Annotated in this window: 12 protein-coding genes; 4 read left to right on the top strand and 8 right to left on the bottom strand. The window is 65.0% G+C overall.

Annotated elements, in window-relative coordinates:
* The first annotated feature begins 159 nt into the window (after positions 1-159).
* Both AC6LJ2_RS05255 and AC6LJ2_RS05250 read left to right on the top strand, forming a co-directional pair.
* On the top strand, positions 160-693 hold the full coding sequence (locus AC6LJ2_RS05255; RefSeq protein WP_498150963.1) for a tail assembly protein: 534 nt from the start codon (positions 160-162) through the stop codon (positions 691-693).
* Positions 694-827: 134 nt separating this feature from the next.
* Complete coding sequence (locus AC6LJ2_RS05250; RefSeq protein WP_498150961.1) at positions 828-1,766, top strand: LysR family transcriptional regulator; 939 nt, start codon at positions 828-830, stop codon at positions 1,764-1,766.
* Positions 1,767-1,789: 23 nt separating this feature from the next.
* Here AC6LJ2_RS05250 and AC6LJ2_RS05245 read toward each other — a convergent pair whose 3' ends face one another.
* From AC6LJ2_RS05245 to kce, 3 genes are all read right to left on the bottom strand, one after another.
* The gene (locus AC6LJ2_RS05245; RefSeq protein WP_263909257.1) at positions 1,790-2,608 is read right to left on the bottom strand and encodes a 3-oxoacyl-ACP reductase FabG; all 819 of its coding nucleotides are present in this window, start codon (positions 2,606-2,608) and stop codon (positions 1,790-1,792) included.
* A 17-nt stretch (positions 2,609-2,625) separates the two neighbouring features.
* Positions 2,626-3,825, bottom strand: coding sequence for an ABC transporter substrate-binding protein (locus tag AC6LJ2_RS05240; RefSeq protein ID WP_263909258.1), 1,200 nt, complete (start codon positions 3,823-3,825; stop codon positions 2,626-2,628).
* Positions 3,826-3,895: 70 nt separating this feature from the next.
* The gene (gene kce / locus AC6LJ2_RS05235) at positions 3,896-4,831 is read right to left on the bottom strand and encodes a 3,5-dioxohexanoate:acetyl-CoA acetone transferase (RefSeq protein ID WP_498150960.1); all 936 of its coding nucleotides are present in this window, start codon (positions 4,829-4,831) and stop codon (positions 3,896-3,898) included.
* A gap of 292 nt (positions 4,832-5,123) precedes the next feature.
* Between kce and AC6LJ2_RS05230 the strand changes: the two genes are divergently transcribed.
* Positions 5,124-6,260 carry a hypothetical protein gene (locus AC6LJ2_RS05230; protein ID WP_498150959.1) on the top strand — a complete coding sequence of 379 codons (1,137 nt, stop codon included), beginning with the start codon at positions 5,124-5,126 and terminating at the stop codon, positions 6,258-6,260.
* 124 nt (positions 6,261-6,384) lie between these two features.
* Here AC6LJ2_RS05230 and AC6LJ2_RS05225 read toward each other — a convergent pair whose 3' ends face one another.
* From AC6LJ2_RS05225 to AC6LJ2_RS05215, 3 genes are all read right to left on the bottom strand, one after another.
* Positions 6,385-6,666 carry a peptidylprolyl isomerase gene (locus tag AC6LJ2_RS05225; RefSeq protein WP_263909261.1) on the bottom strand — a complete coding sequence of 94 codons (282 nt, stop codon included), beginning with the start codon at positions 6,664-6,666 and terminating at the stop codon, positions 6,385-6,387.
* Positions 6,667-6,777: 111 nt separating this feature from the next.
* Positions 6,778-8,919: an ATP-dependent helicase gene (locus AC6LJ2_RS05220; protein ID WP_498150958.1), complete on the bottom strand. Its 2,142-nt coding sequence runs from the start codon at positions 8,917-8,919 to the stop codon at positions 6,778-6,780.
* 149 nt (positions 8,920-9,068) lie between these two features.
* Entirely contained in the window at positions 9,069-10,085 is a 1,017-nt protein-coding gene (locus AC6LJ2_RS05215) for an amino acid ABC transporter substrate-binding protein (RefSeq protein ID WP_498150957.1), read from the bottom strand.
* A gap of 290 nt (positions 10,086-10,375) precedes the next feature.
* Between AC6LJ2_RS05215 and AC6LJ2_RS05210 the strand changes: the two genes are divergently transcribed.
* A complete protein-coding gene (locus AC6LJ2_RS05210) occupies positions 10,376-10,699 on the top strand; it encodes a YXWGXW repeat-containing protein (RefSeq protein WP_498150956.1) in 324 nt (107 codons plus the stop codon).
* A 47-nt stretch (positions 10,700-10,746) separates the two neighbouring features.
* On the opposite strand, the gene AC6LJ2_RS05205 is transcribed toward AC6LJ2_RS05210, so the two are convergent.
* Positions 10,747-11,196 (bottom strand): helix-turn-helix domain-containing protein, encoded by a 450-nt coding sequence (locus tag AC6LJ2_RS05205; protein ID WP_175217503.1) that lies wholly within the window; start codon positions 11,194-11,196, stop codon positions 10,747-10,749.
* Entirely contained in the window at positions 11,184-11,465 is a 282-nt protein-coding gene (locus AC6LJ2_RS05200) for a type II toxin-antitoxin system HigB family toxin (RefSeq protein WP_175217504.1), read from the bottom strand. Before AC6LJ2_RS05200 ends, AC6LJ2_RS05205 begins: the two co-directional genes overlap by 13 nt.
* Positions 11,466-11,562 lie beyond the last annotated feature (97 nt).

Raw genomic sequence — 11,562 nt, 5'->3', positions numbered from 1 at the left:
ACAAACGCGAACGATATAAAACTAAGCCACGTTGGCGGGGAAGTCTGAAGTGAGTAGAGGAAACAGGGACACCCCGGGGGAGAGAAGACCACGCAACAACAACGAAACCCCACCCGCCTCTCCGGCGGGCTGGGCGCGGGGTTTGGCGGGTTGCCCCGGCTGGCCGTGTCCAGCACGTCCGAGGCGATCCGTGCGCTGTGCGTCCTGCTGCCCGGCTTTGAAAACCGCCTGCTCGACAGCGAATCCAAGGGGGTGCGCTACGCCTGCTTCATCGGCCGGCGCAACTTGGGCGAAGACGAGCTTGCGCGGCCGGCAGGCAACGAAGACATCCGCATCGCGCCCATGCCGACGGGCGCCAAGCGCGGCGGCCTGATGCAGGTGGTGGTGGGGGTGGCGTTGATCGTCGCGTCCTTCATTCCTGGTTTGAACGCCATCGCCTGGGGCGCCATGACGCTCTCGGGCGCCATGGCGTCGATGGGCATGGCCATGGCCCTTGGGGGCCTGGTCCAGATGCTGAGCCCCCAGCAGCGGGCGTTGAGCGCCAAGGACGGGCCCAACAACGGCGCGTCGTACAACTTCAACGGCCCGGTGAACACGACGGCACAGGGTAATCCCGTGCCGCTGCTGTACGGCGAGCTGATCGTGGGCAGTTCCACCATTTCGGCCGGCATCTACTCGGAAGACCAGGTGTAACGCCAGGCGCTTGCCCGTTGCCGGACGGATTTCCCGTGTGGCGACGGGCGGATCAGCCGTGATACCCCCTAGAATCAGGAACCGGGCGGGGCGTGGCCCCGCCGGCCGTGTTCTACCGGGAGCCGCGATCTCGCATGAAGCGCAACTTCAACATCCACGACCTGCGTATCTTCTACACCGTGGTCATGACGGGGTCGACCCGCCAGGCCGCGCAGGCCATGCACCTGACGCAGCCGGCAGTCAGCCACGCCATTTCGCGGCTGGAAGCCGCCACCGGCGTGCTGCTGTTCGACCGGTCCCACAAGACGCTGCGCCCCACCGAGGCCGGCCAGTACCTGTACAGCGAGGCCAAGTTCGTGCTGGACGAACTGGTGCGAATCGACGAAGCCCTGCACAGCATCGAACAGTTCGGCGGCCGCAGCCTGCGCATCGCGACGTCGCCCGCGTTGGCGCTGGACTACGCGTCCGACGCCGTGCGCCGCTACGTGCAGGCCAACGGCACCCGGCCGTTCTCGATCGATCTGGAATCGTCCGTGCAGCTCATCAGCGCGGTGGAAACCATGCGCGCCGATGTCGGGCTGGGCGCTGTGTCGCAAGACAGCGCGCGCCTGAGTTTCAGGCCGTTCCTGCGGACCGAGGTCATGGCGATTGCCCATCGCGACCATCCGCTGGCAGACGGCAGCACGGTGGCCGTGGCGGATATCGCACCGGACACGTATGTGCAGCCCTTGTGGTCGGACTACGTCATGCCCCAGGGCGACATCGCCGATACGCTACAGCTGCGGTCCGGCATGCAGGCGCACATGACGTTGCTGGCGGGTACGGTCAGGGCGGTGCGTGGCATCAGCCTGGTCAATGCGCTGTCGGCGTCCGATATCGTGTCGGCCTATCCGGATCTGGTGGCCTTGCCGCTGACGTCGCGCCAGTGGTTCGATTTTCTGCTGATCACCCGCAAGGACAGCGCCAATCAAGACGTGGCCGAGCGCCTGCTGGAAGCCTTGCATGCCGGCGCCCAGGCGCGCCGGCAGGGCGTGTATGCCAATACCATCCAGCTGTTGGACTGGGGCCTGTAACACTACAGGGCCCCAGGGGCGCCTCAATCCGCGGGCGGCTGCCAGGGCAGCGACTGCAAGTCGCCGTCGATGCTGATCGCCTGGCCGCTGATCATCGCGCCAAACGGGCTGGCCAGGAACAGCGCCATGTTGGCGATGTCGGCCGCGCGGACGAACTGGCCCAGGCTGACGCCGGCCAGTTCCAGGCGGGTTTCTTCTTCTACCGTCAGGCCCATGTTCCGGGCGCGCGCCTCGATCACCCGGTCGATGCGCGGCCCGGCTACCAGGCCGGGCAGCAGCGCATTGACGCGGATGCCGTAGCCGCCCAGCTCCACCGCCAGCGAGCGGGTCAGGCCCACCACGCCCCATTTGGTGGCCGCGTAAGGGGTGCGCATCGGCACGCCCATGCGCCCCGCCACCGAGCTGATGTTGATGATGCTGCCGCCGCCCGCCTGGCGCAGCGCCGGCAACGCGTGCCGCACGGTATGGAATTGCGCGGCCAGGTTGATGTCCAGCGTCGCGTCCAGGGCGTCGGGTGCGATGTCGGCGATGCCAGCCGTGGGGCCGGCGATGCCGGCGTTGTTGACCAGCACGTCCAGGCCGCCCAGGTGCTCCAGCGCGGCCTGCATGTAGCGGTCGATTTCATCGCGGCGGCTGACGTCGGCGCGCAACCACGGGTGGGGGCAGGCCGCCAGGGCCTGCTCGTCCACATCGCACACGTGGACCCGCGCGCCGCGGGCCGCGAATGCACCGGCGATGGCGGCGCCGATGCCGCCGGCGCCTGCCGTCACGATCACGCGCTTGCCGGCCAGGTCCACGGGCAGGGTGCCGATGTCGCCGGGAACAGGATTTTTCACAGCCATTCGAATACTCCTTCGGGTCAGGGCTTCATCAGCCGGCAGGTCGATTCGGCGGGCGACGTGTAGATCTGGTCACCCGGGGCGCGAGCCACCAGCTTGTAGTAGTCCCACGGCCCCTTGGATTCGGCCGGGGTCTTCACCTGCATCAGGAACATGTCGTGCTGCATCAGCCCGTCGGCGCGAATCTTGCCGTCCTTGACGAAGAAGTCGTTCACCGGGTTGGCCTTCAGCCACTTCATCACCGTGTCGCCGTCCGTCGTCTTGGTGGCGGCCACGGCCTTCAAGTAGGTGGTGGCGGCGGAATAGTCGCCCGCTTGCAGCATCGAGGGCTTTTTCTTCATCCGCTCCTCGAAGCGCGCGGCCCACTGGCGCGAGGCGTCGTCCTGGTCCCAGTACCACGCCGTGGTCAGGTACATGCCCTGCGCGGCTTGCAGGCCCAGTGCGTGGATATCGGTGATCAGCACCAGCAGGCCGGCGATCTTCATCTTGGGCGTCAGGCCGAATTCCGCGGCCGCCTTGACCGCGTTGCTGGTGTCGCTGGCCGAGTTCGCCAGCCCCAGCACCGTCGCGCCCGATGCCTGCGCCTGCAGGATGAACGACGAGAAGTCGGCGGTGTTCAGCGGATGGCGCACGCGGCCTTTGACGGTGCCGCCGTCGGCCGTGACCACCGCCGACGCATCGCGTTCCAGCGCCTGGCCAAAGGCATGGTCCACCGTCAGGAAATACCAGTCCTTGTTGCCTTCCTTGAGCATGGCGCGCGCGGTGCCGCGGGCCAGCGACACCGTGTCGTAGACGTAATGCACCGTGTAGGGCGTGCACTGCGAATTGGTCAGTTCCGACGCACCCGCGCTCACCACGAAAAAGGGCGTCTTCTTTTCTTCGGCCACCTTGGCCATCGCCAGCGCCGCCGCCGAATTGGCCCCGGCGATCAGCATGTTCACGCCTTTCTGGTCCAGCCATTCCCGAGCGCGCGACGACGCGATATCTGCGCGGTTCTGATGGTCGGCCACCAGCACCTCGATCTTCTTGCCCGCCACCGTGCCGCCGAAATCGGCAATCGCCATCTTGATGGCCTCGGCGCCGCCCGGGCCGTCCGCGTCCGCCGACAGCCCGGACATATCGGTGATGAAGCCGATGCGGATCACGCCGTCATCGGCCTGCGCCGCGGCGCCCCAGCCCAGCGCCGTGGCCAGCGCGGCCGCGCACAATGTCTTGTTCATGGTGTTGTCTCCCTTGGATGTTGTTATCGCGCCCGCCTGGCCGGCGTGCGCGCAGGCATGCCCGACGCGTTCAGAACGCGACGTTGCTGCCGCCCTTCAGCTGCAAGGCCTGGCGCGCGTCGTCCGGTGTCGCTACCTGCAACGACAACCCTTCCAGGATCTTGCGGATGCGCCGCACCTGGTCCGCGTTGGACTTCGCCAGTTCGCCCGGCCCGTCCCACAGCGAGTCTTCCAGCCCCACGCGCACATTGCCGCCCATCGTCGCGGCCTGGGTCGCCAGCGGAATCTGCTTGCGGCCGGCGGCCAGCACCGACCAGGTGTAGTCATCGCCAAACAGCCGGTCGGCCGTGCGTTTCATCATCATCACGTCTTCGGGGTGCGTGCCGATGCCGCCGCGAATCCCGAATACCGACTGGATCAGGAACGGCGGCTTGAGCAGCCCGCGGTCCACGAAGTGCGCCGCCGTGTACAGGTGGCCGATGTCGTAGCATTCGATCTCGAAGCGCGTGCCGTTGTCGTTGCACGACCTGAGGATGTGCTTGATGTCCTTGAACGTGTTCTTGAAGATCAGGTCGTTGCTGCCTTCCAGGTAGGGGCGTTCCCAGGCGTGCCGGAATTCCTTGAAGCGTTCCAGCAACTCGTACATGCCGAAGTTCATCGACCCCATGTTCAGCGAGGCCACTTCCGGCTTGAACCGCAGGGCGGGCGCCATGCGGTCGGCCAGCGGCAGAATGGGCGATCCCCCGGTGGTGATGTTGATCACCACGTCGCTCGCGGCCTTGATGCGCGGCAGGAACTGCGCGTACAGCGCCGGGTCCTGCGTGGGTTGCCCCGTATCCGGTTGGCGCGCGTGCAGGTGCACGATGGCCGCGCCGGCTTCGGCCGCCTCGATCGCCGATTGGGCGATCTGGTCGGGCGTGACGGGCAGGTGGGGCGACATCGACGGCGTATGGACCGAGCCGGTGATGGCGCAGGTGATGATGACCTTGTTCCTGGACTGCTTCATGGCCTGGCACCTTCTGTGTTTTTCGCGGGGCCCGGTTGTCTCCTCCGGGTGCAGGCCATTCTGTCGCAGGGTGTCCGGACTGTCACCTGAACAGAAATTATCAATTGATAGGGAATCCGGTGCTGCGATGCAGCGCACGGCTGGGCGCAATCATGGGACGCATCGCCTGGCAGGGTGATGCCCCATGCCATGGCCCCCTGCGTCATCGACAAAGTCAGCCGCAAACTTCACAGACCTTAACAAGGTTCGTGCGTAGCATGGGCGGGTCTGGTTTTCGAGAAACGTCTCATTCATGTCCCCCACCGCCGCCTGCCGCTTCGGGCTGCTTTCCCAACGCCTGTCCGGCGTCTTGCTGGCCTGCGCGGCGCTATTGGCTGGCGCCTTGCCCGGTATCGCCGCCGCGGCGGTCGAGGCCACCCCGGCCGCCGGCACGGTCGCCCCGACCGCGCCCGAGCGCTGCATGCACATCGGCGTGCATCAGCAAGATGACCGCCTGGCCCTGCAAGCCGAATTCGACGCCGTCACGCAGACCGTCAACCCCGAGCGCTCGGCCGGCATCCTGTCCCGCGAGTTTCGCCGCGTCTACGACATGCTCGAAGAAAACCGGCGGCTGGATGCGCGATTCGACGCGCGCATGGCGGTGCTGTCCCATGAACTCTTCGGCCCGCTGCTGCCTGGCCTGCGCAAGGCGCCGTGCGTCATCTTCCAGATCGAGCCCACGTCCATGCATTTCGCGCTGGACCTGCTGCCCGTCGACGGGGTGCCGTTGTTCGTGTTGAAGCCGGTCGCGTTCAGCTTCGACAAGCTGGGCGGCGGCTCTGCGATTCAGGCTGCGGCCGCGGACGGGCGCACCCCTTCCGTCAAAGGACTTGGCCCGCAGTCCAAGGGTTTCATCCTGCGCGACCTGGAAACGGATCCCGACGACGCCACCGGTGACGTGCAGAAACTCTATCCCGGCTCGACCTTCCAGCGCATCAGCACCGCCACGCCCGACATGTTCGCCCGCAGCCACTACGATTTCCTGCTGATCAGCGGCGAAGGCGTCGTCAGCCCCACCTGGGGCAAGCCCGAAAAAGACGAAAACGACGCCATCGGCCTGGGCGAAGACGACCTGTATGCCAAGGACCTGCAAGGCGCCGCCTTCAAGCTGGTCTACCTGGACGCCAGCCAGCTGGCCATGAGCAAGGCCTTCATCGACGCCGCCCGCCGCAGCGGCGCGCGTCATTACGTGGCGCCGCTCATCAGCAACGAAGCCGGGCATTCCTCCACGCTCACGCTGCGCTATTTCTTTGGCGGCCTGAACAAGGGCGAGGCCCCGATGGACGCCCTTTACCAGACCCGCAGGCAGCTCTACAAGGAATTCGAAGGCCGGGTGAACCGGACCGAACAGATCTACTACGCGTACCCGTTCAGGTTGTATCTGCTGTAGGGGCGCGTGGCCAGCGGGATAAGCCCGCAGCCGGACGCCTGCGGCACGACAAGCGTTCAATCCATGAACAAGGCCGCCGCCAGGAAACCCTGGCGGCGGCCTTTTGTCGTGCAGCAGCGGGGACTTAGTCCTTGCGGCTGGTCACTTCAACCAGGTGATAGCCGAACTGCGTCTTCACCGGGCCCTGGACTTCGCCGACCGGGGCGCTGAACACCACGGTGTCGAATTCCTTGACCATCTGGCCCGGGCCGAACGTGCCCAGGTTGCCGCCGTCGCGGCTGGACGGGCAGCTGGAGTTTTCCTTGGCGACTTGAGCGAAGTCGGCGCCGTTGGCGATGGCCGTCTTCAGTTCGTTGGCGCGGGCTTCGGTCGAGACGAGGATGTGGCGGGCGGAGGCTTGTGCCATGTTGGGCTCCTTGCGGGGGGAATGATTGGGGAGGGGAGAGTACCGCATTTGCGCGGACTCGCTACCCCGACATCATAAACGGGCCTACGGAAAAGCCATGGCGGGGACGGATCACGGCTCGGCCAGCCAGGTCCTGAACGGCTCCAGGTCCAGGTGGTCGGGGACGTACCAGACCTTCCGGGTGCGATCCCATTGCGCGCCCAGCGACTTCACGGCGTCCTTGTTGGCGTAGGCCACCTTCAGGTCGCGGCGGCCCGCGGTTGCGGTGGGCGCGCCGACATTGCGGCGAACGGCATGGTTGGCGCGGCTGAGCGTGCCCGCCAGTTGCATCCGGGCGATGAACGGGCTGCGCCGTGCGGGGTCTTCGGCCATCACCAGCGTCAGCCGGGATTTTGCCCGCGTGGCGGCGACATAAAAGAGGTTTTCCTCTTCAGCCAGGGCACGCAGCGGATTCGGAAACTCGCCCTGATCCAGAAAGGGCAGGATCACGTGGTCGAATTCCTTGCCCTTGACGTTGGCCACGCAGTCCAGCAACACCGTGGCCTTGCCCGGCCGCGCGCCGGCGACTTTCTCCGCGGTTCCGATCCATGCGGAAAAGTCGGTCAGGTTCTGGTTCAAGTTGCGCGCCGTGCCGATGAAGCCGCTCACGCATTTGGTCACGACAGAGGCCTCGTACGGGTGGACATACAGGCGCTGCGCCAGTTTTTCCATTTCCACGAAGTTGCAGACCGCTTCCAGCGCGGCATGGGCGGGGGCAGCCGGCTCCAGGCTGCGCAGATATTCCACCGCCTGTTCGATGCGTGCCCGGGCGGCCGGGTTGCCGACGCGCTTGATCTGGCCCTCGAAGAAATACTCCAGCGTGGCGGGGTCCCGCGCGATCGTCGCCTTGGCTTCGCTGAGTTCTTGCGGCGTCAGCGGCACCTCGGCAAACGTCGCCAGCGCTTCCACGACGGCGGCCCGGGTTTCGGGCGACGCCACGTTATGAAAATCGCCCAGCGCAATCGCCAGCATGCCGCGCAGGAACAGGATCTCGTCGCGTTGCAGATAGCTGTGCATCGTCAGCGTGCGATATTGCACCTGCGCCTGCATCAGCGCGTTTTCGACGTCGATGGATTGATGCTGGTCGCGAAACAGAATGCAGCAGGCATCCAGCGGCTTGCCGTCCTGCTTCCATTGAAGAACGGCCTGGACGACCTGTTGCCCGCAGGCGCCGGGCAGGTCGGCATAGGCAGTCTCGATAATCTCCGTGCGCAGCGGCAGATTCGACTCCACCGCCTTGTTCTTGAACGCTTCCATGGCGTACGCCAGGTGCGGACCATGGCGGTAGGTCATCGACAGCGGAAACGTCGCGCAGTCCGGAAAGCTGGCCGCAATTCGATACTGCAAAAAGGCATCGTCCGCGCCCAGGTGTGAATAAATCACCTGGTCCTTATCCCCCACGCCTACAAAGTAAGGCTGGTGGACATTCAACAGCGTCTCGATGATGCAGAAAGACGCTTCGTTGATGTCGTGCAACTCGTCGCACACCACCAGTTTGCAGGCGGGCAGGGCCTCGTGCATTTCAGGCGTCGTGCGCAATGTGCAGGCCAGGTCGTAGGTAGCGTCAAAAAAACCGCGCGCCTCGACATACCCGAACAGGTCGATGCGCAGTTTTTCATATTCGATGGCCCACAGATAATCGGTCACCGGAATGGCAAGGCCTTCCGCGGCAAATTCCGCGTCGTTGCCTTCGCCGCCACGCATGAGGGTCATCGTGGCCTTCAGTTTGAGCAGATTCTCCAGAAACTGGCTGACCGCCGTGTTGTGGGTGCGGATATCCAGCACATCGCCCCGGTCCGGATTATTGGGGGCGACGTTCTCCAACGCATCCAGCGCGAACGCTTTCTGTTCCCGCACCGACGCCAACGCGCTCGGCACGGCATCTTCCATCCCGGCCAGCACCTGCCGCGCAAATTCCTCGACCGTCTGCACGCGAACCCGCCGGGCCGTGTTGTACGCGATGCCCACGGCCGTCAGGCGTGCCTGCAGCACCTGCCTGGCTTCATCGGTGAACGTCAGCGCCAGGATCTCTTCCGGCGCGGTTCCCTTGCTGATGGCTTCGCCGATGCGCAGCGCCAGCGTCGTGGTCTTGGCCGCACCCGCATTGGCCAGCACCAGATTGATGCGATGCCGTGACGCCTGGATCTTTCTCTGTTCGTCGGTCGGAACAAAACCTGTGGGGATGAATTGAACGGAGATCGATGAAGAAGACATGTACCTGAGGGAAGCGGAAAGGCCGGGGCCGTCAACGATACTACGTAAGTGACATCCGGGTGCGGCGCCCCGCAATGCCATGCGTCACCGACGCGCCAGGCAAAAAAAAACGAGCGCACACGGCGCTCGTTTTTCCGGGCGGGACGTTCCTAGCGGACCGGCCACCCATACATCAGCCCGCCCTGGCGGTACGACGCATTCAAGCCCCGCGCCAGCTTCAGCGGGCTGGTCTCGCCCAGGTTCTTCTCGAAGCTCTCGCCGTAATTGCCGATCGTCTTGATGACGTTGTAGGCCCACTTGTCATCCACGCCCAGGTTCTTGCCCATGCCCGGCGTCACGCCCAGAAGGCGCTGCACGTTCGGATTGGTGCTTTTGAGCATTTCGTCGACGTTCTTGGACGTCACGCCATACTCTTCCGCTTCCAGCATCGCGAACATCGTCCAGCGAACCACGTTGAACCATTGCTCGTCGCCCTGGCGCACCATCGGGCCCAGCGGTTCCTTCGAGAAGTTCTCGGGCAGGATGTCGTATTGCTCGGAGTTGGCCAGGTTGCTGCGCGCGGCCGCCAACTGGGATTTGTCGCCCGTGAAGGCGTCGCAGCGGCCCACCGCGAAGGCGCGGATGATTTCGTCCAGGCGTTCGACGACGACGGGCTTGAACACGATGTTCTGCGAACGGAACCAGTCGGCCAGGTTCAGTTCGGTGGTGGTGCCCGGCTGCACGCAGACCGTGGCGCCGTCCAGCTCCTTGGCGCTTTTCACGTTCAGCGACTTGTTCACCATGATGCCCTGGCTGTCGTAATAGTTCACGCCCACGCCGATCAGGCCCAGCGTGGTGTCGCGCGTCAGGGACAAGGTGGTGTTGCGCGGCAGGACGTCCACTTCGCCCGATTGCAAGGCGGTAAAGCGCTGCACGGCGCTCACCGCCATGATCTTGGCCTTGGACGCGTCGCCGAACATGGTCACGGCCAGCGCGCGGCACAGGTCCACGTCCAGCCCCATCCAGCCGCCCTTGCTGTCATTGACCGAAAACCCCGCCACGCCCGTGGACACGCCGCATTGGACGAAGCCCTTGTTCTTGACGCTTTCGAACGTCACGCCGGCGCTGGCGCCCCACGACGAAAGAAGCAACGCGGCGCCTGCCGCGACAGTGGTCAAAGTTTTCATGGTGTCTCCGCGCGAGGGGCGCAACGTATGGATTTCATCCCGCCAGCCGGCGGAAGTGCGCCGAATGGTATCGGCCGGGCTGGGGGCGGAGAATCGGGGAATTCCCCTTAAATCCACTGGGCGGAATTTATGGGGGACGGGCGGCAGAACCGCACCGGGCCAGGCCCGCCGCCGAAACCGCCTGAAACCACCCGCCCCCGCCGCGTAACCGTTTCGATAATTCCCGCCGCGCACACTAGCCTCACCGCGCTCGCCTCGTCGAACGCGGCGATTGCAAGGGAGAAACCGTTATGAAAAGCCTCATCAAAGCCGCGATGACCGCGGGTGCCGCGGTGGTGTTGTCCTTGGGGGCGCTGAGCGTGCCGGGTGTGGCGCAGGCCGGCGTGGCCATCAGCATCGACGTGGCGCCGCCGCCACCCCGGGTCGAGGTCGTGCCGCCACCCCGCGTGGGCTACGTCTGGGCGCCCGGCCATTGGGAATGGGTCGGCGCACGCCACGCCTGGATCGAAGGCGTGTGGCTACCGGCGCGGCGCGGGTACGTGTACCACGGGCCGGAATGGCGCCAGCGGCATGGGCACTGGGTGTATTACGAGGGTAGGTGGGGGCGGCATTGAGGAAGGGGAGAAGGTCCTGCCCGTTGCTGTGGGGCGGGACCGCTCTCTCAATGCGTGTCTGCGCGTTCTATGAAGGCATCCGCCCGAACGTGAAAGCGCTCGACCAATGCGGCAATCTGGCGGGTGTTGAGCATCCGGCGGCCCGCCAGTATCTCGGACATGACGCTCTGGCTGCCCACCTCGGGCAGGTCGGATTGGTTCAGCCCGTGCTGATCCATCAAAAAGCGCAGCACCTCACGGGGCGATGACGCCGGGATGGCGTGGTGATCGGCCTCGTACTCATGCACCGCCGCCGTCAGCAGATCGAGCAGATCCGCCAGCGGATGCGAGGGGTCTTCGCGTGCAGGCAGGCCGCGCGTTTTATCCAGGATCGCCTCGATCAACGCAAGCGCGCGGTCGTAGTCTGCTTCATTGCGGATCGCACCCACGCCCGCGATTGCGCGGAATTCGGCATAGCTGCGGGCCACTTCGGTCAGGTCGGGGATTACGGCTTCCATGAGTCGTACTCCTTATGCGTGAAAACGTACTTGATGAAGACGGTCTGCGATCGGAACACCACATCGGCAACGATGCGGTACTTGTTGCCGCCTATGTCGAAAACCACAAGGCCGCCGACCCAGTCCACCGTGTTGAACACCGTCTTCAGCGCCGAGAAATCAGCGGCCTCTGCGTGTTCCAGCGTCGTGTGCCAATGAAGCAGGGAGTTGGTGGACCCGGGATGGATCAGCCAGAACTCACGCAACGATCGCTTGGAGATGATGTGCATGGGAAATTATCGCAAAAGCAAATAAAAATAGCAATTACCGATATGGCAAGGTGCGAGAGCGGCGCCCGGACAGTCGGCAGGAGCGAGTTGATGGGGG

The sequence above is a fragment of the Achromobacter sp. 1014246743 genome (assembly GCF_059760725.1).
The sequence above is the reverse complement of the archived record's forward strand: the minus strand, read 5'-3'. Positions and strand labels throughout refer to the sequence as shown.